This window comes from Acinetobacter sp. WCHAc060033, assembly GCF_004209125.1.
Lineage (GTDB): Bacteria > Pseudomonadota > Gammaproteobacteria > Pseudomonadales > Moraxellaceae > Acinetobacter > Acinetobacter wuhouensis.
Map to the genome: position 1 here is coordinate 1 of NZ_SGSW01000018.1, position 25,612 is coordinate 25,612.

A 25,612-nucleotide genomic window follows, 5' to 3' on the forward strand; every position below is an offset into this window, starting at 1 on the left:
CATTTATTTTGGATTGCTTGGTTGATGCTTGAGCATTACTTGCAGATTTCCCCCAACGTGCTTGAGCTGCATTTTTGGCTTTCTCAGATTTCATTTGCTGATTTTGTAATGCTTGGCTTTTTAAATTGGTTAAAAAATTTGAATGAATTTTTTCGGATTCTATTTCAAACAGTTCCAAGGTCATCAATGTATTCAACAAGGTTTTAGCCTTAGCCTGCTGTGGTAATTTGGTGATACTGCACAGTGTTGCTAAATCTTGAGGAATAGCACCATTTTTCCAAAAATCCATCATTAATAGCAGTGTTGCACCAATTTGTTCAGCTGTCATTCGTGCAAATTTTGCTTGTAAGTCGCCAATATAAAGTGGCATCCAAATTGAAATATCTTTATGCATGGTTTTACCTTTTTATGGGTATAGAGGGTCTAAGGTCATCAATAAAATGACCTTATATGTTGGTTTTATTAGTGAGTAAGGCTCATTAATCGGAGGCGAGCTTCTTGAGCGAGATCATCGTAATGAGTTTGTCCATCATCTAGTATTCGCTGTAGCCAAAGTCTCAAAGCTTGGTGATCATCAAAGCATTTATTGATATTGAGTAAGAAAGCCAAATTATGTAATTTCTGAATATGGAGCTCCTGAATCAGTAAACGAGCAACCTGATCAGCTTCTTGGCTCACTACAACACCGCCAAAGAACGATTTACTATTCATGTAAAAACTCCTTTTCATTGAGCTTTTCAAGCATCGCTTCAAATGCACTACCATCGCGGCGTGTAACGTTGGGAATATAGCGGCTATAGACCCGGAATAGCATTTCAGTCGTTGAATGACCAAGCTGACGTGCAATCCATTCAGGATTTTCACCTGCAGATAGCCAAAGCGTTGCAGCAGTATGGCGTGTTTGGTATGCACGACGTGATTTGAGCCCCAGAAATCGTAACAGAGGATGCCAAACACGTTTGTTAACAATGCGGTAGTCTAAAGGACCACCATTTCGACTACAGAAGACAAAATCTGATTTACCATTATTCAAACTTTTTTGTTGTTTAAAAGCTTGATAAATACGCTCACTCATTTGAATTGTCCGATCGGAACCATAAGTTTTGGTGCCACCAAGTACACCATTTACAAGTGCTTCTCGGATATGAATTTCTCGACGTTGGAAATCCACATTTTTCCACTGTAATCCATCAATTTCACTAGTACGCATACCTGTGAAAAATCGGATGGTGTAGTACGGTTTAAAATCGTCACGCACAGTTGAGAGGATCTTTTGTACTTCTTCGAGAGAAAATGGAGTTACCTCGATTTTACTTTCTTTCAAATTGTTAATATTTTTATAAGGCGACTCGAAACTATATCGTTCAGCCGCATCATTCAGTATCATACGCAAAGGTGTCATGATTTGATTGATCCTTGATGCTTTCAGACTTGTCTGATTTTTTCCGTGTGTCACTTTGGCGAGAGAGGCACGGAAGTTCAACAAGTCTGACTTCTTAATTTTTGTTAAAACAAGGTTACCAAAAGCAGGTAGCAAGTAGTTTTTAATGACAATAGCCACTTTTTGCTGATAAGAACTCCGCCATTCGATTTGTTTCTGTTTAAACCACAAAGCTGCAAAATCTTTGAAAAGCGGTACTTGTGTTTGTACAGCAATTTGCTGATTACGTTTTTCTTTGAAGTCATCAATTTTTTTACTTTTAGGAAAGTACTTTTCATACTCAAAAGTACCTAACGTTATTTCCGCTTCTAGTTGTTCTAGTCGCTTCTTTAAGACTCTGCGGTTATAGGCATTATCTTCGAGACTTGTCGTCTCTCTACATCGAATACCCATATAGCGAAAGTCAGCAATCAATTTGCCACTTCTTTCCCGAATTGTAGCCATTAGTTAAACCTCCTAAGCCTTATTGCAAAGCATCCATGCTTAAACCAGTGAATTTGAGCATTTCTGTTTCAATGCGTTCCCAAACAAAAAGAATTTTGCGACCACCAAAAGGGCGGATGTAATGTACACCTTCGATGAAGACGCTATCTTTAAGTTGATTGCGAATGGTACGGGCATCGTATTGAATTTTTTCAGCCAGTTGTTGGGCTGTAAGATAGGTATATGACATAATAAGAGCCTCTGATTTTTTACTAGTTAAGTAGGAAAAATTATTCCCTTTAAGTAAATTATCATATTTTTATGTCTTTGCAAGTAATTTTTACTATTTAACTAGGATAATTTATGATTATTTCAAACTTGGCTGTTTTGTTGGCTGAAAGGAAATTAAAAGTTGCTGATTTAGTCAGGAGTACTGGGATTAACAAATCTACATTACATAAACTTTATAACGATGAGTCAGTAAGAATTGATTTTGAGACAATAGACAAGATTTGCACAGCACTAGATGTAGAGGTTGGAGATTTATTGATTTTTAAAAAAAATGTTAATAATCATATGAGTGAAGAGTAGTTTGGTCACCGATGGTCACATTGAAATCGCGATTGGTCACAAAAGTAGATATAAGGTTTGAACGATCGTTAAAATTTATATAGATAATTTGAATTGATTTACTTAAAACCTAAATGAATATCTAAAAATGAGCTTTTTTAAGTAAAAAATTTGGTCACCGATGGTCACTTTAGAAAAGTGATTGGTCACAAATTTGAGAAATTAGTTCAAGTCTCGAACTAAAATTCTATTTTTTAGATCCAGTTTTGGAGTTTTGATAAGCTAAAAAGAGCAAATGATTTAATGGAAACTGAGATCATTTGAAGTAATTTATATGAGGTGGGCGCCGAATGGTCACATCTTGGTCACAGAGAATAAGAAAAAATAATAAAAGTGATAAGTAGGTTCTAGTAAATCATTCTAATCAGATTAAAAAATATCAATTAAATCAACAATAAAAAAGCCCTAATCTTTCGATCAGGGCTTTTTGAATTTGGAGCGGGAAAGGAGACTCGAACTCCCGACCCCAACCTTGGCAAGGTTATGCTCTACCAACTGAGCTATTCCCGCGGAGTCTGTCCAATTTTTTAAATAAAAAACTGAATAAAAAAATTTTGGAGCGGGAAAGGAGACTCGAACTCCCGACCCCAACCTTGGCAAGGTTATGCTCTACCAACTGAGCTATTCCCGCGGAGTCTGTTCAATTTTTTAAATAAAAAACCGAATGAAAAAATTTTGAGCGGGAAAGGAGACTCGAACTCCCGACCCCAACCTTGGCAAGGTTATGCTCTACCAACTGAGCTATTCCCGCATGCGGTGTATAATACATCAACAGATAACAGGGTCAAGATTTTTTTGCTCAGGAGAATGTTAATTGCATAAAATAAAGTCATTTTTATGAAAATAATCCAAGAAAGTTCTCATAAAATACAGAATTGTCTTTTTAACAAAGGATATTCTGCATAATTTGGAGCTTTCAATAAGCCATTTAAAGATAATCAGCTATACTAATAAAAACCATTGATGTATCTCAAAGGAAGTAGCATGACCTTAGAACAGCAACTTATTGATAGCCTAAATCAACTTGAACCTACTCACTTAGAAGTAATCAACGAATCTTCAGGTCATGGTGGCTATTTCCCTGGCAAAGAATCACACTTTAAAGTGATTATTGTCAGTGAAGCTTTTACTGGCTTACGTTTAGTTCAGCGTCATCAAAAAGTTTATGCTGTCGCTAAAGAACTACTTTCCCCAGGAAAAATTCATGCCTTGGCGATCCATGCATATTTACCAAGCGAGTGGCAAGGTCAAGCGCCTGCAAGTCCTGCATGTGCACATGCACCTAAAGCTTAAGTATTTGGGATAATTAAATGGATACACATTTATTGATAAAAATCATTCACATGACCAGTGTTGCGGTGTTGATACTGGTTTTTGTTTTACGTGCAAGTACTTTATTTATAGGCACTCAAAATCAACAACCCAATCAAAAAGGTCGTGTGGCTTTTGTTGCATTACAACACTTATCACTCACATTGATTGTCGTCACAGGTGTGACACTTTTGGTGATGAATGAATTTAAGGTTCAACCATGGTTTTATGCCAAAGTTGTTCTATTTATTGTGTTCTTATCATCCCAAATTAAAGCTTATAAAAAAGATGAGAGCATACTCTTGGCACAACGCCGTGCAGGTTTAGTGATCGGTGCTGTCGCGCTCATCGCCACTTTGGCTTTGGTGGTAATCAAACCAGTTTTTAGTTGATTGTTAGACATAGATTTCACACTTATAGTGTGTCTAGGTTAAACTATAGACAAGTTTAAAAATAATGATATTTCGGGGAAGAGGTATGTTGACGCGTGTGGTGTTTAACCAAAAGGGCGGTGTTGGTAAATCAAGTATTACCGTAAATCTTGCGGCGATTAGCGCACATCAAGGTTTTAAAACATTGGTCATTGATCTAGATCCACAAGCCAATTCTAGCCAATACCTTTTGGGTGATGATGCGACCTATTCTGCGGAAAAAACGGCTTTAGAACCGAATATTGAAAACTTTTTTAGTGATGTTTTAGGAAATAATCAGCAAAAAGGCTTGATTGGCAATGCCATCGGTTCATTGCTAAAAGGTAAAAATAAAGGTTTTGACCAATATATTCACCGTGCGCCATTCAAAGACCTCGATGTATTGCCTGCAAGTCCAAGTTTGGGTGAGTTAGAGCATGCTTTAGAATCTAAACATAAGATTTATAAGCTACGCGATGCAATCCAGTCTTTAAACGGTCAATATGATCGTATTTATATTGATACACCACCTGCATTTAACTTCTTTACCCTGTCTGCGCTTATTTCGGCAGATCGTGTACTGATTCCTTTCGATTGTGATGTATTTTCAAAGCGTGCCTTACAAACCTTGATTCAAAATGTTATTGAAACCCAAGATGATCATAATGATCGTCTTGAAATTGAAGGGATTGTAGTCAATCAATACCAAGCTCAGGCAAAATTACCACGTGAAGTGGTACAACAATTAAAAGATGAAGGTTTGCCTGTACTTGAAAATATGCTTCCTCCATCGGTGTTGATGAAAGAATCTCATCATAAAAACCTACCGTTAATCCATTTGGCTACAGATCATAAATTGACTCAAGCCTATCAATCATTGTTCAATGAGATTGATAAAAAATAATTTCGAGATTGTGATGAGTTCATTAAAAATGAATGCTGTAAAATTAGCGACAGCAACGATTGCAACATTAGTATTGTCGGCATGTGCGACGACGGTAAAACCAACTTATGTTTCGCCTACACAGTATCAAGCGATGAACTGTGCGCAAATTTCAGCTGAATTTAACCGTATTCAGCAATACATCAACAATGGCGTCACACCTGCAAAACGTACAGGTGTTGGTGTTGGCTTGGGTCTTGGTGGTGGTTGGGGCAGTGGCGGTTTTGGTTGGGGAATTGGTCCGAGTATTTCTGTCAATATGGGACAATCTTCAAATACCAAAAATACCGAGCTGTCTCGTCTATATGGCGAGCAAGATGCACTTTCGCAAGCTGCACAATTTAAAAACTGTCCTTATGTACCGAAGCGTCAAGAAGTGAAAAAGTAATTATTTCATCTTTCGAACTGAATATCAGACGCAATAAAAAACCGATTCTTTTTGAGAATCGGTTTTTTATATTCAATTTGATCTAGTGATCTTATTTGCTCTCAGTTTTACCTTCAATGGCTTTATTTTTATCAAAAAACTTATGACGAATATAACCGATTATACCAGGTAATACGCTCAAAATAATAATACCAAAAATAAGGTGGGTGAAATTGTCTTTGACTACAGGCAGATTGCCAAATAAATAACCGAGTGTAATAAAAGAACCAACCCAGCAAATTGCACCAACAGCATTATAAGTGAGGAAATACTTATAATTCATGCTACCTGCGCCTGCAACAAAGGGAGCAAAAGTACGTGCAAAAGGAATAAAACGTGCAAAAATAATAGTTTTGCCACCGTGTTTTTCAAAGAATTGTGAAGTTTTGATCAGATGTTGTTTATTAATAAATCGGGATTCAATTTCAAAGACGCGAGGACCGATATATTTACCAATATGATAATTTAGTGTGTCACCTAAAACCGCTGCGATAAACAGTATGATTACTAAGACTACAGGATCCATCGCACCTGTAGATGCAGCTAAAGCACCTGCGGCAAAAAGTAAGCTATCCCCAGGTAGGAATGGCATCACCACCAAACCCGTTTCTACAAAAATAATCAGGAATAAAATTCCGTAAACCCAAACACCATAATTGGTTATAAATTCAAATAAATGTTGGTCAACGTGCAAAATAAAATCAATAAGATTCATAAGGCAAAAACTATGCGAACTCGTAGGCAAATCCTAACAGTGTCGATATTGAAAGTCAGTATTAAAACGTAACTTTATTACATTAAGATGATTGTTCTTTAAATGAAACAATAGGTCTTTTTTTTAGTATTTATGTTGAAATTGGCGATGATTAATATGGCTATATCTTCAGAACGAAATACAAATTTAGGAAAGATCATGTTAAACCCAAATGTCGTTGTTAAAAATATCGTTAATCAACCAAACACAGAAGCAACAATTGCACTCATTGCTCGCATCCTCTTGGCTTACATTTTCCTTGTAGCAGGCTGGGGCAAATTAACGGCTTATAGTGCAACCGTCGGTTATATGGAGTCGATGGGCGTTCCTGGTGCAATGCTCCCTTTAACGATTCTTGTTGAGTTTGGTGGTGGTTTAGCATTGTTATTTGGCTTCCAAGCACGCTTCGCAGCACTTGGCTTAGGTATATTTAGCTTAATTACAGCATTCTTATTCCATGGTGGTGCAGAAGATGGCATTAACTTTATGAAAAACTTTGCGATGGCAGGTGGTTTATTTTTCTTGATGCTACAGGGCGCAGGTAAATTCAGTCTTGATCATATCATTGAAAAGTAATGAATTGAGATTTCAATTATTAAAAGTAGCCAGATGATGATCTGGCTTTTTTGATTAAAAAAAAGCAAAAGATTGTCAGTGCGATCATTGGTTATTTTTATTAATATAGTGGTGTAGTTGATCTAATTAAATTTTATAAATGAAAAAGTAAATACTTGATAGAATAAAAGCACTTGGCGGCAATATTGATAATGTACAAGGTCATTCATTTGTGGATGATCTTCTTTCTATACAATTCAACACAGTATTATTTGAACGTCCGCAAGACACACCATGGGCAGAGTCTGATGATCAGGAACCGATCTATGGTTTGGGTGAATATTTTGACCAGCACCAAGCTTTATTTGATCGTGATCCTGAGCGATTTTTTCAGCAATTGATTCGAGATTATTATCAATTCAGTGAAGAACCTAGAGGGCAAACTTTTTGGCAGCCTTTTTTATTTACACCATATAAACAAGGTACAGATGATTTTGAAGAATGGAATTATGATTTTTTACAGGATGATATTGATTTAAAAGAAGTCATTCAATTCACACAAAATTCAAAGCCTGATTTTCTACAACTTGTTTATCGTTATAGTTTTCCTGATCAATATTATATTTGTCTGTCCGATCCAAATTTGGATAATCCAACTTTGTTTGGTACAGATCACACTGTTTTTTTTAGGGAAGTTAGCAATCAAGGAAGTTTAGAGCAATTTTTAAATCGTTGTATGACACCAGATGAATTGATTGAGATCATCAAAAAGCGCTTAAAAAGTGAAAATAATGGTTAATTTTCAAATGGATTATTCATTCTTCATCTAGGTGACTGAATAAAGTGCGTCCTGTTCAGAAAAATGTTAGAATGTGGCGCTTATATTCGTTGCCTACATAGTTGTATACCATGACGACCAATACCCAAATTACTGAAGATCGTATCCTCATCTTGGATTTCGGTTCTCAATATAGCCAGTTGATTGCACGTCGTGTACGTGAAGCTGGTGTTTATTCAGAAATGTACGCATTTGATATGTCTGAAGAAGACATTCGTGCATTTAACCCAAACGGGATCATCCTTTCAGGTGGTCCAGAAAGTGTTTATGAAGCGGGTAGTCCACGTGCCCCTGAAGTTGTGTTCAACTTAGGTGTGCCTGTACTCGGTATTTGCTATGGTCTACAAACCATGTCGCAACAACTTGGTGGTAAAGTTGAGCCAGGTGATGTGCATGAATTTGGTTATGCAGAAGTAGATATTCAAGTTCGTGATAAATTAATCGGTGATCTTGAAGATACAGCAAACCAATTAAAAGTGTGGATGAGCCACGGTGACAAAGTGACTGCGATTCCTGAAGGTTTCCAAGTGACTGCAAGCACGCCAAGTTGCCCATTTGCAATGGTGTCTGATGAAGCTCGTCGTTTCTATGGTATCCAATTCCACCCAGAAGTGACGCACACTGCAAAAGGTGCTGAGATTTTATCTAACTTCGTGCATGGCATTTGTGGTTGCCGTAACCTTTGGAATTCTGAAAACATCATCGACTTACGTGTTGAACAATTACGTGAGCAAATTGGCGATCAAAAAGTTCTTTTAGGTCTTTCAGGTGGTGTGGATTCATCTGTAGTTGCTGCACTTTTACATAAAGCGATTGGCGATCAATTGACCTGTGTATTTGTAGACAACGGTTTACTTCGTTTGAACGAAGGCGAGCAAGTGATGGACATGTTTGCGAAAAACATGGGTATTCGCGTAATTCGTGCTGATGCTGAAGATCGTTTCTTATCTGCGCTTGCAGGTGAGGTTGATCCTGAGAAAAAACGTAAAATCATTGGTCGTGAGTTCATCGAAGTTTTTGCTGAAGAAGCACGTAAGCTTGATGGCGTAAACTTCCTTGCTCAAGGTACGATTTATCCTGACGTGATCGAATCTGCTGCGACTAAAAATGGTAAAGCACATGTGATCAAATCACACCACAACGTGGGTGGTTTACCAGAAGATTTAGCATTTGAACTGGTTGAGCCAATCCGTGATTTGTTTAAAGATGAAGTACGTCGTTTAGGTACAACTTTAGGTTTACCATTTGAGATGCTTTACCGTCATCCGTTCCCTGGCCCAGGTTTGGGTGTTCGTATTCTTGGCGAAGTGAAAAAAGAGTATGCAGATATTCTTCGTCTTGCTGATGACATCTTTATGCAAGAGCTTCGTGCAAGCGGTTGGTATGATAAAACTGCGCAAGCATTCGCTGTATTCCAACCTGTTAAATCAGTTGGTGTAGTGGGTGATGGTCGTCGTTATGCATGGGTGATTGCACTTCGTGCGGTTGAAACTGTTGACTTTATGACAGCGCGTTTTGCACATCTTCCTTATGATCTTGTTGATAAAATCTCAACGCGTATCATGAATGAAATCGCTGATGTTTCTCGTGTTGTTTATGACGTGTCGTCTAAACCACCAGCTACGATTGAATGGGAGTAACTTTCAGCATAGCTGAAAGTCTTGCGAGGTGACAAAGCATAGCTTTGTTATTTCACCTCTCAGGGTTTCAAAATGCAACGTATTTTGCTGATTTTATGCCATGAGCAAAATTCAAAGTATTGCTTTGAATTTTGTGCGAGGTGCTCGTAGTAGCTAAGAGAATTATTTATAAAAAAGAGTGCTTAGGCGCTCTTTTTATTCTTCATTAATAAAAGTTTCATAACCATTAAGTTCTGCTTTATCAATCCTAAATTTATTATTACTGTCCTTGTAAATAATAACACTGTCAAAGCCTAATTCTAAGAGCTTTTCAATAGTTGCTAATTCACCTTCTTGAAGTTGTAAAAGTTTTCTTAATAACCAATCTGAAAGGGCTCTATTTGGATTTGTCATTAAAGCTTTGGAATTTTGTTGGCAAACTTTAGCTGAAAATGCTTCACCAGTAGGTACTTCTAGTTCAAAAACATGATCTTTGGGTGGGAAGAAATTTGGAAAAAGTTCATGAATTTTTTTAGGTATGGGGATGTATACTTCACCTCTATCTCTTGTTCTGCCACCAGCATTCCATTGATTTAAACCACTACTTTCGAAAACAAATTTTTCTTTATTTTTCATTCCATAAAGAGGAAGAACTATAAAATTTTCACCCTTTATTAGCTTGTTTTTGGCTTCTTTAAAGCTTTGGTTCCCAAATAAATCGAGTAATAATGTATAGGGATCTTCAATAATTTCTATAGGTAATGTAAAAGCATCTTGAGGGATATAGAACCTTCTGAAAAGAGTACTTTTTGAAAAGTTAAAAGAATATTGATGTGATCCATCTTCGAATGAAATTCCTGCTTTAGTTGTTTTTATATTTTTGATATTGGAGATATTAATTTTATTGTAATCAGTTTCAAAAAGCACCAATTCTGAATTTCTACGTGCGACGATATGATAGAACCCAGTAGTGATATTATAGAGACGATTAGCTAATTCAATGCGTTCATTGCGATATTTTGCAAGTTCTTGGGCCAATTCTTTGCCTTGAAGTACAGACAGATTTTTTGAAAGAGCATTAAATTCAGCAATCTTTTCATTGCTAAATTCTTTTTCGCAAATAAAAGTTTTTAAACCTATGCCAATACTATTTTGATATTTTGCATCATAGGCAGTATCTGAACGTGATAAATTTTCTGCATTGAAACTTTTACAGAAAACATTTTCAGCTACACGATAGTTAATAAAAGGTGTTCCACTTTCACTGAATAAACCAGAAAGTTTGCTGATAGCATCTAATAATTTTAAATATTCACCATCATTTTTTTGATCAATTTGAGCGAAGCTAACCATATTATTTACTGTAGATTTAACTATAAGTTACTAGTTATACAGTAACTAACATAGTTTAAAAATGCTTAGTTGATAACTTTTAGAATCTGTTCTCCAATTCGTTGAATTAACGGCATAGTCACAGAGTTACCCGCTTGCATATACAGCGCACTATTCGCCATTTTTTCAGAGAAAACCATTTTATCTACAGGATAACCTTGAAAAGCAAAGCACTCTTTTGGGGTCAATTTACGAATACCAAAATCATCAACCAATAGCGGTACATTATGACCACCTGCTCCCATATTTGCTGTTAAAGTCGGGCAAACATTACTTTTATTTTCACGTACATACACACGACGCCATTGATATAGCGTATCACGAGAAGTCATACTTTCTTTCAATATTGGGTAATACATGTGATCAGGCTGATAATAATATTTTTGATCTACTTTTTCAGTTTCCAAAAAATCATGAATAGTTTTCGTTAGTGGGATTGCTTCAGGAAACTGAAACTCGGCATGATTAGGAATAAGTGCTTCATTGAAAGCTACAATAAAAATACGCTCACGATTTTGAGGAACATTTGCATGAGTCATACTATTTAAAACTTTAAAATAAACAGCATAGCCAAGCTCTTTCAAAGTATTCTTGATAACTTGAAAAGTATTGCCTTTATCATGAGTTAGGAGATTCTTTACATTTTCTAAAAAAATGACACGAGGTTGATGTTTTTTTGCAATATCTGCAATATCAAAAAATAAAGTTCCACGTGTTTCTTGAAAGCCTTTTTGGTAGCCTGCAATTGAAAATGCTTGGCAAGGAAAGCCACCACATAAAATATCAAAACTTTGAGGAATCTTTATTTTGGTTTCATCTAAAGTGATATCGCCATCAGGTAATTCACCATAATTTTTCTCATAAGTAGTTTGAGCATGCTTATTCCATTCACTACTAAATACGCAACTTCCACCTAAATTTTGTAAAGCCATCCTAAAACCTCCAACACCAGCGAATAGGTCAATAAACTTGAAAGTTATATTGACTTGCTCCGAAAAAGGAGGTGGATTGAAAAGTTTAGGTTGCATGTAATTGGACTCAGTTCTACAGGGACATCACGTCTGTAGATTCTAAAGTAAAATCTAAAAAAAAGCAGCATACATTCAACGCGTTTTTGTGAAGTTAAATTTAAAGTAATTCATTTCAATAAATCCGTTACATACCACCTCAAAATAAAAACCAGTCTTTCGACTGGTTTTCTTTTACGATCAAATCGGTTTGATTAGAAACGGTAACCTGCACGAACACCATAAGTGTTGTAATCATCACCGAAACCAACACGACCTTCTAAGCTTACGTTTTGGTTAAAGAATTTTTTCGCAGAAATACCAAACTCGTCACGATTAGTTAAGTCATTGTTGTAGTAATCTGCACCAACACTTAAAGTTTTATCTAAATACAAGTCACCACGTACTTTATACTCATCTAGGTCGCCAAAAGCACCAAATGCTTCAAAGTTAGCGTCATATTGACCTACTTTCGTTACATACTTCGCACGAACAGTCGGGTCAGCACCGTCATCACCATGCTTTTCGTCATAACCTGTTACACCAAGCGCAAGCAATAAGCCAGCAGTTGGTAAATAACCCACTTCCGCGCCATAAGTTGTTACCTTACGATCAATCGGTGTGTTATCAACTTCATATTCATCACGACCTACACGACCACTAACATAGAAGTCAGAACTAGGTACATAATACTCAAGACCTGCGCCGTATTGAGTGTCTTTCACGCCGTCATTGTTGGCATAATTTACATTGGCTTTTACATTACTTGCGCGATCTAAAAATGCAGCTTCATTCAATGGTGAATTACGTGTTTGAACTGGTTTAAAGTAATAAGTTCCATCAACACCAAACTGATGAGTAGCATCAAAATCATCTGGGTCATTATATGTATATGAACCACCCACTTCTGCTTGATATGCATGTGCAGTGCCAGTCATAACGAGTGCCGAGAAAACTGCTGAAGCGATTGTTAATTTTTTCATGGTTGATCCCCTCTGAAAATGATTCGTTTCGATATACATTTTTTGTTACAACTTTAAGTCTAGGTGAAATAAATAAATCGTCAACCCAAGTAAGTAATCAAACTGTAATATAGGTAACTTTGTGTAATTTTTAAAGATTAAGTAATTGAAAATAATAAATTAATTTTCATGTTTTGTTTTATTAAAACTGTGTGGGAAATGTGGATATTGGTGGGTTTTGCGTAAATTTTAGACATGTTTTGAAATAAAAAAGGCACTCTGTTTAAAGAATGCCTTTTTAAAAACGACAGTTTTTACAACTTAGAAACGGAATGTCGCGTTGATATTGTATGCTTGTACATCATCACCAAAGCCAATTGCAGCACCAACCGCAGCAACGTCATTGATGAAGTATTTTGTACGAAGTGTAAAATAATCGACGGCGTCAGTATCTTTTTCATCTTGACGTTCGTATGCAGTACCAATGCTAAATGCTTTATTTAAGTAGTAATCTGCACCGATTTCATAATGGTCAGTATCACCAAATGTACCATTCGCTTCTAAGTTTACATACTGACCAGATGGGCCTACAGGAGCAACATATTTTGCTGTTACAGCGAATGCTGCATCATCATCGCCATCATTTTCACCATAATAACCATCTACACCCGCAGCAAGAAGTAAGTTGCTGATCGGGGTAAAACCGACTAATGCGCGGTAAGTTGTTACATCATAATCATCTTTGACTGTTGTTTTGGCGTTGGCAAAACGATATTCAGATTCATCTTTGAGGCGACCAAAACCAACTTCAGCATTTGCATAGAACTGTTCATAAAAATATTCTAAGCCACCCACAACATGGTGGATTTCACGCTCGTCTTTAGCAAGCGCATAACTATTGCCGAAATCGTCGATATAATCTTTGCTTTCCATATAGTTATATGTGTATTTTGCATAAACATTGCTGTTATGACCTAAGAAAGCAGCTTCATTTAAAGGGCCAGTTTTGCTTTGTACTGGGTTAAAATAATAGGTTCCTTTGATATCAAATTGATTATCTGTATCAATAAAATCATTGTCATGATCAAAGTAGCTAAAGCCGCCATCTAATTGAACATTGTAGGCGAAACTTGAAGAAGCAAGCGTTGCGATCGCAATTGCGAGTAGTGAGCGTTTCATTGTTGTGACCCTAATTTAAGTTGTTGTTGTCAAAAAAATGTAATATTGGTTGTAAAAGCGTGCGTATTTTTCATAAATATTAAACTGTGGTCAATTGCTTTGTTAGACAAGAAAAGCAATATCTCAACTTTTTTCACTCTGTGGTAGAATGCGTCCGAATTAAAAAACAGCCAATGTGAGATTAAAACTCGTGGAAATCAATCCTTATCTATTACAGCTAAAAGACTTAAATGACCGTGGTCTAACACTACGGGGGTATCTTTGACTACGATCTAAAGAAAGAGCGTTTAGAAGAGGTTCTCCGCGAGTTAGAAGATCCTGCGATCTGGAATGACCAAAGCCGTGCGCAAGCCATGGCAAAAGAAAAAGGCGAACTGGAAAACGTACTCAACGTTTTAGAAGGTTTAGCTACACAAATTGAAGATGCACAAGCACTTTTAGATTTAGCTGTTGAAGCAGATGATGAAAGTCTATTGGCAGATGTACAGGCTGAGTTGGATACAGCAGAAGCAGAATTGGCGAAGCTTGAATTCCGCCGTATGTTCAGTAACCCTATGGACCCGAACCCATGTTATGTGGAAATTCAAGCGGGTTCAGGCGGTACTGAAGCACAGGACTGGGCGTCAATGTTGTTGCGTATGTATATGCGTTGGATCGAACGTCATGGCTTTAAAGCTGAACTGATGGAAGAATCTGATGGTGATGTAGCAGGGATTAAATCTGCAACCATCCGTGTTGAAGGTGAGTATGCATACGGTTGGTTACGTACCGAATCTGGTGTACACCGTTTAGTACGTAAGTCACCATTTGACTCAGGTAACCGTCGTCATACCTCTTTCTCAGCGGTGTTTGTATCGCCTGAAGTCGATGATAATATTGAAATTGATATCAATCCTGCCGATGTCCGTACCGATACTTATCGTGCATCAGGTGCGGGTGGTCAGCACATTAACAAAACTGACTCTGCGGTACGTTTAACCCACGCACCAACAGGTATTGTGGTGGCATGTCAGAACCAGCGTTCACAACATGCCAACCGTGACCATGCTTGGAAGCAGTTACGTGCAAAATTGTATGAACTGGAAATGAGTAAGCGTAACGAAGCTGCGCAGGCACTTGAAGATTCTAAGTCTGATATTGGTTGGGGCAGTCAGATTCGTTCATACGTTTTAGATGACTCACGGATTAAAGACTTGCGTACAGGTGTGGAAAATTCCAACACAGGTGCGGTACTGGATGGTGATTTGGATAAATTTATTGAAGCGAGCTTAAAGCAAGGGCTTTAATCGAACGTTTGTTAATAAAATTTTTCTATTTAAATTGTGATAAATAGCAAAGCTTTATCGGTATCTTTACAATATATCTAAAATATTCGATATTAAAATCGAAAAAATACGATATATTATCTACAAAGATGCTGAATAGAGCTTTGCTCAAAATTGGATGTATCTGATACGGGTTGTGGCTATGGATATTGATTTAATTTCTAAAGCATTGGCAAATCCGACTCGACGCCAGATTCTGGAGTGGTTGAAAAATCCACAACAGTATCTGTGTGAAGAGCAGTGCGGTGGCTTTAGTCGTGGCATATGTGCAGGGAATATCGAAAAACTCGGTAATGTCTCTCAGTCTACGATGTCTAATCATTTGTCAGTTTTGCAACAGTCAGGATTAATTCAAGCAGAAAAGTATGGTCAATGGTCGTACTTTTCACGTAATGAAGTTCTTATTCAGCAATATATTGAATACTTAAAAAACTCGCTTTAACTCCTGATTCGGGTTGGAAAGCGAGTGATGAGGCAAATATGGCTGAACTTAATTCTCCCCTTGTTCTAGGCGATTTACATCTCAAAAATCGTGTCATCATGGCGCCACTCACACGCAGTCGTGCAACAGCTGATCGTGTTCCAACTGCAATGATGGCGGAATACTATGCGCAACGTGCCAGTGCAGGTTTAATCATTTCCGAAGCAACGGTGATTTCTGAAGAAGCCAATGGTTATTTAAATACACCAGGGTTATTCACGGATGCGCAAGTGGAGGGTTGGAAATTGACCACTCAAGCTGTGCATGACAAAGGTGGTTTAATCCTCGCACAATTGTGGCATGTGGGTCGTGTGTCACATCCTGATCTTCTCAATGGTGAAACGCCTGTATCTGCAAGTGCTGTACAACAAGCGGGTCAAGTAAGTTTACTGCGTCCAAAACGTGATTATGTTGTACCACGTCCTTTAGAAATCTCTGAAATTAAAAGCATTGTTGAGCAATATAAACAGGCTGCAATCCGTGCCAAAGCGGCTGGTTTTGATGGCGTTGAACTGCATGCTGCCAATGGTTATCTGATCGATCAGTTCCTGCAAAGTTCTACCAATCAACGTGATGATGAGTATGGTGGTTCGGTAGAGAATCGCACTCGTTTATTACTGGAAGTGACTGATGTATTGATCGAGGTGTGGGGCGCAAGTCGTGTTGGTGTGCATTTAGCTCCACGTGGTGATGAGCATGATATGGGTGATGCTACTCCACGTGAAACCTTTGGTTATGCTTTGGAGCAGTTAGGAAAGCGCCACATTGCGTTCTTCTTTACCCGTGAATATCTGGCTGATGACAGTATCAGTGAAGAGATGAAACAGCGTTCAGGCGGTGTACCTTATATTGCCAATATGAAGTTGAGCCGTGATGATGCAATCGATTTGCTTGCTTCAGGTAAAGCGGATGCGGTGTCTTTTGGTAAGGCTTATATTGCCAACCCTGATCTGTTTGAGCGTTTGGTTCAGGATGCACCACTCAATGAATTGGTGTTTGAAAATATGATCGGTTCACAAACTGCGGAAGGGTATATTGATTATCCTGCTTTGGATGTAAATACTCAGCATTAATGATTTAAAAATTAAGCAGTATTACTTTTAGGTAAGCACAGCCCTATTAGCCTTGCAAAATTTAGATTAATTTGTGTAGGCGATGCCTTACTCTTGCGCTTCAAACAAAGCAATGCTTTGTTCTTGCTCAGGATAAAAAGTAACAAAAATCCTTTGTTGGGTACAAGGTAAGTCCCTTTACCTGTACCCAACGGCGACATCCATGTCGCCTAACGTGATAGCACGATTTACATTGAGGGCTGATAGTCAGCCAACTTATATGTTGGAAAGAAAAGTAGCAGTTTCCAAAAATATTTTAATTAGACCTCTTGCGAAAGTTATTTTCAGCGAGATCTGAATCAATATTGAATGTTCCCTCTCCTTTCAGGATGAGAAACATCGTTTCGCAAGAGGGAGAGGTTTTCTATTCAAAATCCCCTCATCCTCTTGCGGAGTTACCTCCTCATCCCAAAGGGAGAAGGAACTTTCATTATTTTATTGAGAATAGCGCTAAATAATATTGTTCTTACTGTCCAAAAAAAAGATATTGTGATTTTTCACAACAATTCGTTAAATATTATTCATTAACAACTGAATATAGCTCTGTTATATTTGCCCATTAAATTGATTTTGGGGCATTCTGTTTGGCTACTCCTTTCTGGTATAACGCAGCACTGACGATCGTCAAACCATTGTATCGTTCACGAATAAAAAAACGTGCGCAAAATACAGCGGAATATCAACAGGAATGTCTTGAACGTTTTGGCCCATTTCAGCCTGCTAAAAATCTGCAAACCATTTGGTTTCATTGTGTTTCTGTGGGTGAAACCAATGCTGCACAGCCATTGATCGAGCATTATTTAAAATTGGGTCATACAGTTCTTGTGACCAATACCACCAAGACGGGTCAGGCACGTTCTAAATCGTTATTCTTAAAAGCGCCCTATGAAGCGTTATTTCAGGCGGTGTATTTACCTGCAGATCAAAAATATTTAATTGCTGATTTTTATCAGAAATATCAGCCTAAATTGTTGATTCTGGTTGAAACAGAACTGTGGCCAAATCTGATTGATCAAGCCAAAGAATTCAAAGTGCCTTGTATTCTGGTCAATGCACGTCTTTCGGAAAAGTCTGCCAAAGGCTATGGCAAAGTGCCGAGTCTGACCCGCCCAATGCTACAAAAACTGGATCGTTTATTGGCGCAGGATCTGGCAACGCAACAGCGTTTTATTACTTTAGGCAGTCAGTCAGATCAAACTGAAGTGGTCGGAAGTATCAAGTTTGATATTTCTGCACCTGAGCAATTTGTGCAAAAGGCGCAACAGTTACAACAGGACTGGAATTTAAGCTCTCGTAAAATCATCACGATTGCGAGTACGCATTCTCCTGAAGAAGAAAAACTACTTACCGCTTTTAAACCGTATCTTGAACAGCATTCAGATTGGTTGTTGATTGTTGTACCGCGTCATCCTGAACGTTTTGATGAAGTGTTTAATATTGCTCAAAGTCTAAATTTAAATACCCAACGCCGTAGTTTAGGTCAATTGATTCAATTAGATACACAGGTTTATTTAGCTGACAGTATGGGTGAAATGTGGCTGTGGTATGCCTTAAGCCAGGCATGTTTTGTCGGTGGGTCGCTGAATGAACCTGGCGGTGGACATAATATTTTAGAACCAATGGTGTTGGATGTACCCACGGTGATTGGTCCAAATTATTTTAATTTCCAAGCCATTGTTGATGAGTTTATTCAGGCGGATGCCGTTGCAGTCGGGCAGTCTGTGGATGAAGTGACACAGTTACTGGTTCGTTGTCTGCAAGATCAGGCATTTGCACAACAGCTGAGTCAGCATGCGATTGAAGTATTGAATAGAAATAAAGGGTCTTTGCAGAAGCATATTGCAGTGATTGATACCTATCTATGAACATCGTTCTGTTAGACCCGCGTCAGACTGAATCTGAAATCTGGACAATAAGTTCCAAACGACAGCTTGAACATTTGCATACCCATGTCGGTGTCAAAGTCGGTGATACGCTGAAAGTCGGGATTCGTGAAGCTAAACGATACTTAACTGAAATTATTGAAATTTCAGGAAATTCGATTCAACTAAAACCTTTAAAAGAAGAAAAAGTTCCTGAAAAATTACCAGTGACTTTGATTGTGGCTTTACCACGTCCCAAAGTTTTGCGTCGTTTAATTATGGATGCGGTTACATTGGGTGTGGATAAGTTAATCCTTATCCACAGTTATCGCGTGGATAAAAGTTATTGGCAAACTCCATTCTTACAACAGCTTGATCATTTTGTGACATTAGGCTTAGAGCAGGCAGGTGACACGATTGCACCTAAAATTGAGTTATATAAACGTTTTAAACCTTTTGTTGAAGATGTATTGCCGATCATGATCAGTGAACATAGTCCTGCTTATGTCGCACATCCTTATACAAATTTAAAAATGCCCTATGCGGTTGATCATTCATGTACGGTGATCATTGGACCTGAGGGTGGTTTTATTCCTTATGAAATTGATTTACTCATAAAAAACGGCTGCCAAGCGGTGAGTTTAGGCAACCGAATTTTAAGAACTGAAACCGCAATTCCCTATGTACTAGGACGTTTATTTAGCGCGACCTGAGTCGTTTTCATCTACAGATGGATCACCACGATAGACTTTGACTTCTTGAACTGGATAAGGAATTGAGATGTTATTTTCAGCAAAGGCATCCAATACCAATTCTTGAATTTCACTGATAGATGAAGCCGTGAGCACTTGACTGGTATCTACCCACCAACGCACGGTTAAATTCACAGAAAAATCAGCAAGTGCTGTTACGTTTACCGAGAAACCCGGTTGGCTTAAAATGCGTTGATCTTTATCTAATAATTTTAAAATAATGTCTTTGGCTTTTTGCACATCATCTTCATAACCAATACCCACCACAAACTCACAACGACGACGTGGATAGGCTGTATTTACAGTTACTGCACTGGTATAGACTGTCGCATTGGGAATTACGATACGACGACCATCTGGTGAACGGAGGAATGTCGCACGGATTTGAATATCTTCAACGGTTCCTTCCATGCCTGTGACGATAATGTCATCACCGATTTTAAATGGCTCAGAAATTAGAATCAGAATCCCTGAAAGTAAATTTTGGAAAATATCTTTAAATGCAAAACCGATTGCAACAGAACCAATCCCAAGAGCACTCATCAATTGACTTGGTGTAAAACCAGGGATAGCAATCACCATTGCGATCAAGAAACCAAAGAACATAATCGCAGTACTACCCACACGGTTCAAAACTAGAACCAAGTTTTGACGAGTATAGTTACGATTGGATAAGGTTTTACGGACAAAGAATTTAAACAGCTTAGACAATAACCAGAAAATGGTAATGACGACTAAAGCAATAGTTAAATAAGGCAGACGTTCCCAAAAACCATCTACAAATTTGTCGATCGTTGAGTAGGCATCGTTATATTTTGCAGTATGTTGAATCACGGATTGTGCCGTTTTTTCACCTGCAGATTGGATGAGTTGGGTGGTGTCTTGCGCGACCTCACTTAATTTATTTGCTTCTTCAGCCACTGTCGTGTCCAGTAAAATGATTGCAATATTTTGCCTGAAATTTCAAAGATGTTCAGCATTGATTACAGTTTTTCGTATAACTTGTAAACAAAGTTTAAACTTGTCATTTAATCATTCACATTGATCAATCATCTTCTTACTTAAAAGGCTTTCAGAAATTTAAAAATATTGTGTGCCTTTTTGAATAATTTCATGAGGTTGTTCAAGTTCACCTGAACCCATCATAAACGAAATCACACTCGCAGAAGCAAATAGCCCAAGTACAAAGAAAATGATCATTAACCACGCAACAATTTTTTCAATAAAAGCTGATGAACGTGGGTGTCCAAAACGATTGGCATGTTGTTCACCGCGTGCTAAAAGCAGATAAAGCAATGTAAAAAATTGAATAATCGGAATAAAAAGTAAGAGGCTGAGCCAGCCAGACTTATTACGATCATGGAAACGACGAATAATAATGACAGCCAATCCATAAAGATAAAAACAGCTGAGAAATAAATAAGCAATTTCACCCATTCCAGAAATTGAGGTCATCGCATGCTGGCTGAGATGTAAGTTATTTAAATTAAGCACGCCAAAAAAGACGCTCAGGGCAACTGCTATAACGGACACTAAAATGTGAAGTAATCCAAACCACGCAATATAACTGAGGCGATTGAAACGCCCATGTATTGAAAGAGGATGGTCTGCTTTGGGAGAGGTTTTTTTTGAAAAAAAAGTTGAGGCGTGTTGCGTTGACATATAGAAGTTGTCCAGATCAAGAAATTCGGTAAGGAAATGTTTTTTTCTGAAAAAAGACATATGCATGTACCACAACAAATTATAAGATCAAAAATAGTACATAGATATTGAAAATTCGAATGTTTTGGCAAATGACTGAGCATTTTTCGATGGTTAAAGTGACGCCCGTGTCTACGACCAAAGCACAATTGTTAACCAAAATGAGCTATCGTAATACTGAACAGATGCAACAAATAAAATCAATAACGTAGGCATACATTCCGAGATGGAATGCAAAATTAAGGAAGTGATTATGAAAGAAATCTATCCAGTTCCAGAACAATTTGTAAAAACAGCAAGAACCAATGAACAACAGTATTTTGAACGTTACCAACAGTCTGTAGAACATCCAGATGAATTCTGGGCAGAAGTAGCCAAAAAACTTGACTGGATTAAACCCTTCACACAGGTGAAGAATACCAGTTATGACCCAGATAATTTTAAAATCGAGTGGTTTGCTGATGGACAGTTAAACGTTAGTGAAAACTGTCTTGATCGTCATTTAAAAGAACATCCATTGAAACCCGCGATTATTTGGGAGGGGGATCATCCGTCACGCCATAAAATTATTTCTTTTGAAGAGTTGCATGATGAAGTCTGTCGTTTCGCCAATGTCTTGAAGAAAAATGGTGTCAGCAAAGGTGATCGTGTGGTGCTGTATATGCCAATGATTCCAGAGGCGGCGATTGCAATGTTGGCCTGTACCCGAATTGGCGCTGTGCATTGCGTGGTCTTTGGTGGTTTCTCACCAGATTCTTTGGCGAGTCGTATTGATGACAGTCAGGCAAAATTGGTGGTTACTGCTGACCAAGGGATGCGTGGTGGTAAAACCATTCCACTCAAAGAAAATGTCGATGCAGCCCTGCAACTGGAAGGTACATCATCGGTACAAAATATGATTGTGGTGCACCGCACAGGGCATCCGATTACGATGAAAGAAGGTCGTGATCTGTGGTATCACATGGAAATTATGACCGTCACGGATATTTGTCCACCTGAACCAATGAATGCGGAAGATCCACTCTTCATTCTGTATACCTCGGGTTCTACCGGAAAACCGAAAGGGGTGTTGCATACCACAGGTGGCTATCTGACCTATGTAAATTCAACTTTCCGTGAAGTTTTTGATATTAAACAGAATGATGTGTTCTGGTGTACAGCAGATGTTGGCTGGATTACGGGGCATTCTTATGTTGTATATGGCCCATTATCCAATGGTACGACCACAGTGATGTCCGAAGGTATTCCGCAATATCCAAGCTGGGCACGTACAGGGCATATTGTCGATAAACACAACATCACCATTTTATATACAGCGCCAACTGCGATTCGCGCGATGATGCGTGAGGGTGATGCCTATGTCCGTGAAAGTGACCGTAGCAGTTTACGTCTATTAGGCACTGTGGGTGAGCCGATTAATCCTGAAGCATGGAATTGGTATTACACGGTTGTTGGTGAAAGCCGTTGTCCAGTTGTAGATACATGGTGGCAAACTGAAACAGGCGGTATTTTGATTTCCCCACTTCCTGGTGCTACAGCGGTTAAACCAGGCTCTGCAACACGCCCTCTATTTGGCGTACAGCCAGCTTTGGTCGATGCAGATGGCAATGAACTTGAAGGTGAGGCTGAAGGGAATTTGATTATCAAAGATTCTTGGCCTGGGCAGATGCGAACCATTTGGGGCGACCCTGCACGTTTTATCGAAGCCTATTTTGCGACCTACCCAGGAAGTTATTTTACAGGTGATGGGGCACGCCGTGATAAAGACGGATACTACTGGATCACAGGGCGAGTCGATGATGTGCTGAATGTTTCAGGGCATCGTTTAGGAACGGCTGAAATTGAAAGCGCTTTGGTGGCGCATGAAAAAGTCGCTGAGTCTGCCGTCGTTGGTATGCCACATGATATTAAAGGTCAGGGCGTTGCTGCTTATGTCACTTTGCAGGCAGGTGAAGTTGAAACGGAAGAATTGCGTCAGGAACTGGTGGCATGGGTACGTAAGGTTTTGGGTCCTGTTGCGACCCCAGATGCCATTTATTGGGCGCCATCATTGCCAAAAACCCGTTCTGGTAAAATCATGCGCCGTATTTTGCGTAAGATCGTTGCCAATGAGCTGGACAGTCTGGGAGATACCTCGACACTGGCAGACCCGAGTGTGGTGGATCAGTTGATTAAAGAAGTGCAGGCGAATAGTTGATTTGACGATTGGTTTTCACCTCTCTCTAACTCTCTCCTAAAAGGAGAGAGGGCTCCTCATGATTAATATAAAAGTTAAATACCGTTTGCTTCAGGCTAGCGGTATTTTTTTGTGTGGCTCAGTATTTTCAAAATAGTGCATAAGCACAGCAGGCATTCAGATAAAGCAGTTCAGGATGATCTGCTAAGCTAAAAATATTGAAAATAAGGACAGTCACATGAATGCGCCACAGGCTTTAAACCAATCTCCCCTCGTTGCTCAACGACTGGCTGAGCAATTTGCGCAGACTGCGGCAGAAAGAGACAAGACAGGGGGCAATCCAAAGTATGAACGTGATCTGATTCGTCAAAGTGGTTTGCTTGGACTGTCTATTCCTACGCAGTATGGTGGACAAGGGGCTGATTGGAAAACCATTTTCCAAACCATCCGAACTATTGCACAAGTCGATAGTTCATTGGCGCATGTCTATGGTTTTCACCACTTGTTGATTGCGACAGTGCAATTATTTTCCCAGCCTGAGCAATACGCAAAATGGTTTGAAGATACGGCTAAGAATAATCTGTTCTGGGGCAATACCTTAAACCCATTGGATCGACGGACTACAGCAACTCAAATCTTAGAGAATGAATATATTTTTCAGGGTGATAAAAGTTTTTGTTCAGGTTCGATCGATTCAGATATTTTGCTGTGTTCAGGTTTTAATGAAGCAGGGAAATTATTGATTGGGGTGATTCCCACTGCGCGTCAAGGCGTAAGTTTTTTAGGTGATTGGAACAATATGGGACAGCGCCAAACCGATAGTGGTACAAGCCATTTTGAACAGGTCAAAATTTCCAAAAATGAATTGTTACTCAACCCAGGCCCTTTAAGTACACCGTATTCAAGTTTACGACCTTTGATTGCACAACTGATTTTTGTGCATTTATTTTTAGGGGTGGCTGAGGGAGCATTTGAGCTTGCCAAAGAGACTGTGCAAAGTCAGAAAGCATGGTCAAAATCGTTGGCTAAAAATGCAGTGAATGACCCATTTACCCAAAAGCATTTTGCTGAATTTTATGTGCAGCTTGAAAGTGTACGCTTACTTGCCAATAAAGCCGTGGAAAGCTTGCAGAATGCGTGGAATGTAGGTGAGAATTTAACAGCAGAACAGCGTGGGCAGGTATCTGTTGCGATTGCCACTGCAAAAATTGCAGCGACCAATACTTCACTGTTTGTGACGCAGAATATTTTCCAAGTGATGGGTGCGAGAGCCACGACAGCCAAACTGAATTTAGATCGTTTTTGGCGTAATGTACGCACACAGACTTTGCATGATCCGATTGATTATAAATATCAGGAAGTGGGTGAGTGGGTGCTGACAGGAAAAGTGCCTGATCCAAGTTTTTATTCTTAAATGCCCTATCTCAGTCGAAAAACCTCATTCAATGCAATGAGGTTTTTTTATTTAACATACTGAAAGATATAATCATATAGAGTAGATTAAAAAATAAGAGTGAGAAGAATGAAAACTTGAGTGGAAACAGCATGGATTTGTACCAAGCAATTTTAGATTTTAGCCATCAGCATATTGATGATTTAAAGCAGAGTTATACGTGGGAAATTAATTTAGAACATCTTCCTGTTGATCTGAGCTTGAGTGGAAATAATATCTACGAACAAAATATTTCACTGCGTCATCAGCTTCATCATGCCTTTTCTGTCGCGACGGATTTTGAAGAAAAATATAAAATAATCAGGTGGTACATTTATCATTGGGGTGGAGTGAAAGCCAACAGTGACAGCACATTGACTGAATATAGCCAAAGCTCACCTGAAATTTTGATTTTAAAAGGAGCGGATGGCATTGCGTCTTGGTCAAAAGCTTTGTCGGTGATCGACCCTGTACGTTACGCAATTTATGATGCTCGTGTTGCCATGTCGTTGAATGCTTTGCAAGTGATATATGCTGTCGATTTACCGCAATATTTTCCACCCTTGAAAGGGCGGAATACCTTAATTAATTTTTTCCAAGCTAAACTACAAACGACTTTTTTACAGTGGAATAAAGCCAATACTCAAACTTTTTATCAAGAATATTTAGCTTTATTACAGCAAATCGCTGATCAATTTTCAGAAAATGTGACGCGACATGAAATTGAAATGTTATTGTTTGCACATGCAGATGAATTAAGTTTTCAGGCTGCGGCAAAGCTCACTCATTTTAAAACAATTTAAAAAAGCTTAAATTGAAAAAGGGTTAGAAAAAAATCCCTCAAGCCGAGTCATGAGGGAAAACTAAAAACCTTATTTTT

General features: G+C 38.5%; 27 protein-coding genes and 3 tRNA genes. 16 read left to right on the top strand and 14 right to left on the bottom strand.

Annotated elements, in window-relative coordinates:
- From EXE10_RS09690 to EXE10_RS09705, 4 genes are all read right to left on the bottom strand, one after another.
- On the bottom strand, positions 1 to 394 hold a 394-nt coding region (locus tag EXE10_RS09690), incomplete at its 3' end, for a DUF1376 domain-containing protein (protein ID WP_130113221.1).
- 68 nt (positions 395 to 462) lie between these two features.
- Positions 463 to 711, bottom strand: coding sequence for a hypothetical protein (locus tag EXE10_RS09695; protein ID WP_130113222.1), 249 nt, complete (start codon positions 709 to 711; stop codon positions 463 to 465).
- Positions 704 to 1,885 carry a tyrosine-type recombinase/integrase gene (locus EXE10_RS09700; protein WP_130113223.1) on the bottom strand — a complete coding sequence of 394 codons (1,182 nt, stop codon included), beginning with the start codon at positions 1,883 to 1,885 and terminating at the stop codon, positions 704 to 706. Before EXE10_RS09700 ends, EXE10_RS09695 begins: the two co-directional genes overlap by 8 nt.
- Positions 1,886 to 1,904: 19 nt before the next feature.
- Positions 1,905 to 2,114, bottom strand: coding sequence for a hypothetical protein (locus EXE10_RS09705; protein ID WP_000122748.1), 210 nt, complete (start codon positions 2,112 to 2,114; stop codon positions 1,905 to 1,907).
- Between the two features lie 113 nt (positions 2,115 to 2,227).
- On the opposite strand from EXE10_RS09705, the gene EXE10_RS09710 reads away from it, so the two are divergent.
- Positions 2,228 to 2,455 (top strand): helix-turn-helix domain-containing protein, encoded by a 228-nt coding sequence (locus EXE10_RS09710; protein ID WP_130113224.1) that lies wholly within the window; start codon positions 2,228 to 2,230, stop codon positions 2,453 to 2,455.
- Positions 2,456 to 2,928: 473 nt separating this feature from the next.
- Here the strand turns inward: EXE10_RS09710 and EXE10_RS09715 are convergent.
- From EXE10_RS09715 to EXE10_RS09725, 3 genes are all read right to left on the bottom strand, one after another.
- A tRNA-Gly gene (locus EXE10_RS09715) sits at positions 2,929 to 3,004 on the bottom strand.
- Positions 3,005 to 3,049: 45 nt separating this feature from the next.
- A tRNA-Gly gene (locus EXE10_RS09720) sits at positions 3,050 to 3,125 on the bottom strand.
- Positions 3,126 to 3,172: 47 nt separating this feature from the next.
- Positions 3,173 to 3,245: transfer RNA gene (locus tag EXE10_RS09725), tRNA-Gly, on the bottom strand.
- Positions 3,246 to 3,478: 233 nt separating this feature from the next.
- Between EXE10_RS09725 and EXE10_RS09730 the strand changes: the two genes are divergently transcribed.
- The 4 genes from EXE10_RS09730 to EXE10_RS09745 all read left to right on the top strand — a co-directional run bounded on the left by EXE10_RS09730 (position 3,479) and on the right by EXE10_RS09745 (position 5,546).
- Positions 3,479 to 3,787, top strand: a complete 309-nt coding sequence (locus EXE10_RS09730; protein ID WP_087552085.1) for a BolA family protein — start codon at positions 3,479 to 3,481, stop codon at positions 3,785 to 3,787.
- Between the two features lie 17 nt (positions 3,788 to 3,804).
- Positions 3,805 to 4,197: a SirB2 family protein gene (locus EXE10_RS09735; protein ID WP_130113225.1), complete on the top strand. Its 393-nt coding sequence runs from the start codon at positions 3,805 to 3,807 to the stop codon at positions 4,195 to 4,197.
- An 85-nt stretch (positions 4,198 to 4,282) separates the two neighbouring features.
- Positions 4,283 to 5,119 (top strand): ParA family protein, encoded by an 837-nt coding sequence (locus tag EXE10_RS09740; RefSeq protein WP_130113226.1) that lies wholly within the window; start codon positions 4,283 to 4,285, stop codon positions 5,117 to 5,119.
- Positions 5,120 to 5,132: 13 nt separating this feature from the next.
- Positions 5,133 to 5,546 (top strand): hypothetical protein, encoded by a 414-nt coding sequence (locus EXE10_RS09745; RefSeq protein WP_086322704.1) that lies wholly within the window; start codon positions 5,133 to 5,135, stop codon positions 5,544 to 5,546.
- Between the two features lie 91 nt (positions 5,547 to 5,637).
- Here EXE10_RS09745 and EXE10_RS09750 read toward each other — a convergent pair whose 3' ends face one another.
- The gene (locus EXE10_RS09750) at positions 5,638 to 6,300 is read right to left on the bottom strand and encodes a DedA family protein (RefSeq protein WP_130113227.1); all 663 of its coding nucleotides are present in this window, start codon (positions 6,298 to 6,300) and stop codon (positions 5,638 to 5,640) included.
- A 198-nt stretch (positions 6,301 to 6,498) separates the two neighbouring features.
- Here EXE10_RS09750 and EXE10_RS09755 point away from each other — a divergent pair, with 198 nt between their 5' ends.
- From EXE10_RS09755 to guaA, 3 genes are all read left to right on the top strand, one after another.
- Positions 6,499 to 6,915 (top strand): DoxX family protein, encoded by a 417-nt coding sequence (locus EXE10_RS09755; RefSeq protein WP_130113228.1) that lies wholly within the window; start codon positions 6,499 to 6,501, stop codon positions 6,913 to 6,915.
- Positions 6,916 to 7,126: 211 nt separating this feature from the next.
- The gene (locus EXE10_RS09760; RefSeq protein ID WP_228256811.1) at positions 7,127 to 7,693 is read left to right on the top strand and encodes a hypothetical protein; all 567 of its coding nucleotides are present in this window, start codon (positions 7,127 to 7,129) and stop codon (positions 7,691 to 7,693) included.
- Positions 7,694 to 7,803: 110 nt separating this feature from the next.
- Positions 7,804 to 9,372 carry a glutamine-hydrolyzing GMP synthase gene (gene guaA / locus EXE10_RS09765; RefSeq protein WP_068975605.1) on the top strand — a complete coding sequence of 523 codons (1,569 nt, stop codon included), beginning with the start codon at positions 7,804 to 7,806 and terminating at the stop codon, positions 9,370 to 9,372.
- A gap of 195 nt (positions 9,373 to 9,567) precedes the next feature.
- Here the strand turns inward: guaA and EXE10_RS09770 are convergent, their stop codons facing one another.
- The 4 genes from EXE10_RS09770 to EXE10_RS09785 form a co-directional block, all read right to left on the bottom strand.
- The gene (locus EXE10_RS09770; protein ID WP_130113229.1) at positions 9,568 to 10,704 is read right to left on the bottom strand and encodes a restriction endonuclease; all 1,137 of its coding nucleotides are present in this window, start codon (positions 10,702 to 10,704) and stop codon (positions 9,568 to 9,570) included.
- A gap of 65 nt (positions 10,705 to 10,769) precedes the next feature.
- Positions 10,770 to 11,771 (bottom strand): DNA cytosine methyltransferase, encoded by a 1,002-nt coding sequence (locus EXE10_RS09775; protein WP_130113230.1) that lies wholly within the window; start codon positions 11,769 to 11,771, stop codon positions 10,770 to 10,772.
- Positions 11,772 to 11,965: 194 nt separating this feature from the next.
- Positions 11,966 to 12,733, bottom strand: coding sequence for a putative porin (locus EXE10_RS09780; protein WP_130113231.1), 768 nt, complete (start codon positions 12,731 to 12,733; stop codon positions 11,966 to 11,968).
- 300 nt (positions 12,734 to 13,033) lie between these two features.
- Positions 13,034 to 13,891 (bottom strand): putative porin, encoded by an 858-nt coding sequence (locus EXE10_RS09785; RefSeq protein WP_130113232.1) that lies wholly within the window; start codon positions 13,889 to 13,891, stop codon positions 13,034 to 13,036.
- Positions 13,892 to 14,081: 190 nt separating this feature from the next.
- Between EXE10_RS09785 and prfB the strand changes: the two genes are divergently transcribed.
- From prfB to EXE10_RS09810, 5 genes are all read left to right on the top strand, one after another.
- Positions 14,082 to 15,177, top strand: a protein-coding gene (gene prfB, locus EXE10_RS09790; protein WP_100249700.1) for a peptide chain release factor 2 whose coding sequence is annotated in 2 segments (ribosomal slippage) — positions 14,082 to 14,153 and positions 14,155 to 15,177 — 1,095 coding nt in all. Because the reading frame shifts where the segments join, the coding sequence is not laid out codon by codon here.
- Positions 15,178 to 15,358: 181 nt separating this feature from the next.
- Entirely contained in the window at positions 15,359 to 15,658 is a 300-nt protein-coding gene (locus tag EXE10_RS09795) for an ArsR/SmtB family transcription factor (RefSeq protein WP_087512036.1), read from the top strand.
- A gap of 38 nt (positions 15,659 to 15,696) precedes the next feature.
- Positions 15,697 to 16,770, top strand: a complete 1,074-nt coding sequence (locus EXE10_RS09800; protein WP_130113233.1) for an alkene reductase — start codon at positions 15,697 to 15,699, stop codon at positions 16,768 to 16,770.
- Positions 16,771 to 17,393: 623 nt separating this feature from the next.
- Positions 17,394 to 18,674 (top strand): 3-deoxy-D-manno-octulosonic acid transferase, encoded by a 1,281-nt coding sequence (locus EXE10_RS09805; RefSeq protein ID WP_130113234.1) that lies wholly within the window; start codon positions 17,394 to 17,396, stop codon positions 18,672 to 18,674.
- Positions 18,671 to 19,384 carry a 16S rRNA (uracil(1498)-N(3))-methyltransferase gene (locus EXE10_RS09810; protein ID WP_130113235.1) on the top strand — a complete coding sequence of 238 codons (714 nt, stop codon included), beginning with the start codon at positions 18,671 to 18,673 and terminating at the stop codon, positions 19,382 to 19,384. Before EXE10_RS09805 ends, EXE10_RS09810 begins: the two co-directional genes overlap by 4 nt.
- Here EXE10_RS09810 and EXE10_RS09815 read toward each other — a convergent pair.
- Both EXE10_RS09815 and EXE10_RS09820 read right to left on the bottom strand, forming a co-directional pair.
- Complete coding sequence (locus EXE10_RS09815; RefSeq protein ID WP_130113236.1) at positions 19,367 to 20,344, bottom strand: mechanosensitive ion channel family protein; 978 nt, start codon at positions 20,342 to 20,344, stop codon at positions 19,367 to 19,369. The genes EXE10_RS09810 and EXE10_RS09815 overlap by 18 nt on opposite strands.
- A 159-nt stretch (positions 20,345 to 20,503) precedes the next feature.
- A complete protein-coding gene (locus EXE10_RS09820) occupies positions 20,504 to 21,085 on the bottom strand; it encodes a DUF805 domain-containing protein (protein ID WP_130113237.1) in 582 nt (193 codons plus the stop codon).
- Positions 21,086 to 21,377: 292 nt separating this feature from the next.
- On the opposite strand from EXE10_RS09820, the gene acs reads away from it, so the two are divergent.
- The 3 genes from acs (at position 21,378) to EXE10_RS09835 (ending at position 25,535) form a co-directional block, all read left to right on the top strand.
- On the top strand, positions 21,378 to 23,321 hold the full coding sequence (acs, locus tag EXE10_RS09825; protein WP_130113238.1) for an acetate--CoA ligase: 1,944 nt from the start codon (positions 21,378 to 21,380) through the stop codon (positions 23,319 to 23,321).
- Positions 23,322 to 23,538: 217 nt separating this feature from the next.
- Positions 23,539 to 24,714, top strand: a complete 1,176-nt coding sequence (locus EXE10_RS09830) for an acyl-CoA dehydrogenase family protein (RefSeq protein ID WP_130113239.1) — start codon at positions 23,539 to 23,541, stop codon at positions 24,712 to 24,714.
- Positions 24,715 to 24,845: 131 nt separating this feature from the next.
- Positions 24,846 to 25,535, top strand: a complete 690-nt coding sequence (locus tag EXE10_RS09835) for a hypothetical protein (RefSeq protein WP_130113240.1) — start codon at positions 24,846 to 24,848, stop codon at positions 25,533 to 25,535.
- Positions 25,536 to 25,612 lie beyond the last annotated feature (77 nt).

Excerpts from the sequence above, each read along its gene's own strand:
- guaA (WP_068975605.1), top strand. The coding sequence starts at position 7,804 with ATGACGACCAATACCCAAATTACTGAAGATCGTATCCTCATCTTGGAT.
- EXE10_RS09745 (WP_086322704.1), top strand. The coding sequence starts at position 5,133 with ATGAGTTCATTAAAAATGAATGCTGTAAAATTAGCGACAGCAACGATT.
- EXE10_RS09830 (WP_130113239.1), top strand. The coding sequence starts at position 23,539 with ATGAATGCGCCACAGGCTTTAAACCAATCTCCCCTCGTTGCTCAACGA.
- EXE10_RS09750 (WP_130113227.1), bottom strand. The coding sequence starts at position 6,300 with ATGAATCTTATTGATTTTATTTTGCACGTTGACCAACATTTATTTGAA.
- EXE10_RS09735 (WP_130113225.1), top strand. The coding sequence starts at position 3,805 with ATGGATACACATTTATTGATAAAAATCATTCACATGACCAGTGTTGCG.
- EXE10_RS09780 (WP_130113231.1), bottom strand. The coding sequence starts at position 12,733 with ATGAAAAAATTAACAATCGCTTCAGCAGTTTTCTCGGCACTCGTTATG.
- EXE10_RS09700 (WP_130113223.1), bottom strand. The coding sequence starts at position 1,885 with ATGGCTACAATTCGGGAAAGAAGTGGCAAATTGATTGCTGACTTTCGC.
- EXE10_RS09775 (WP_130113230.1), bottom strand. The coding sequence starts at position 11,771 with ATGCAACCTAAACTTTTCAATCCACCTCCTTTTTCGGAGCAAGTCAAT.
- EXE10_RS09710 (WP_130113224.1), top strand. The coding sequence starts at position 2,228 with ATGATTATTTCAAACTTGGCTGTTTTGTTGGCTGAAAGGAAATTAAAA.
- EXE10_RS09800 (WP_130113233.1), top strand. The coding sequence starts at position 15,697 with ATGGCTGAACTTAATTCTCCCCTTGTTCTAGGCGATTTACATCTCAAA.
- EXE10_RS09785 (WP_130113232.1), bottom strand. The coding sequence starts at position 13,891 with ATGAAACGCTCACTACTCGCAATTGCGATCGCAACGCTTGCTTCTTCA.
- EXE10_RS09770 (WP_130113229.1), bottom strand. The coding sequence starts at position 10,704 with ATGGTTAGCTTCGCTCAAATTGATCAAAAAAATGATGGTGAATATTTA.
- EXE10_RS09695 (WP_130113222.1), bottom strand. The coding sequence starts at position 711 with ATGAATAGTAAATCGTTCTTTGGCGGTGTTGTAGTGAGCCAAGAAGCT.
- EXE10_RS09705 (WP_000122748.1), bottom strand. The coding sequence starts at position 2,114 with ATGTCATATACCTATCTTACAGCCCAACAACTGGCTGAAAAAATTCAA.
- EXE10_RS09740 (WP_130113226.1), top strand. The coding sequence starts at position 4,283 with ATGTTGACGCGTGTGGTGTTTAACCAAAAGGGCGGTGTTGGTAAATCA.
- EXE10_RS09810 (WP_130113235.1), top strand. The coding sequence starts at position 18,671 with ATGAACATCGTTCTGTTAGACCCGCGTCAGACTGAATCTGAAATCTGG.
- EXE10_RS09795 (WP_087512036.1), top strand. The coding sequence starts at position 15,359 with ATGGATATTGATTTAATTTCTAAAGCATTGGCAAATCCGACTCGACGC.
- EXE10_RS09755 (WP_130113228.1), top strand. The coding sequence starts at position 6,499 with ATGTTAAACCCAAATGTCGTTGTTAAAAATATCGTTAATCAACCAAAC.
- EXE10_RS09820 (WP_130113237.1), bottom strand. The coding sequence starts at position 21,085 with ATGTCAACGCAACACGCCTCAACTTTTTTTTCAAAAAAAACCTCTCCC.
- EXE10_RS09730 (WP_087552085.1), top strand. The coding sequence starts at position 3,479 with ATGACCTTAGAACAGCAACTTATTGATAGCCTAAATCAACTTGAACCT.
- acs (WP_130113238.1), top strand. The coding sequence starts at position 21,378 with ATGAAAGAAATCTATCCAGTTCCAGAACAATTTGTAAAAACAGCAAGA.
- EXE10_RS09835 (WP_130113240.1), top strand. The coding sequence starts at position 24,846 with ATGGATTTGTACCAAGCAATTTTAGATTTTAGCCATCAGCATATTGAT.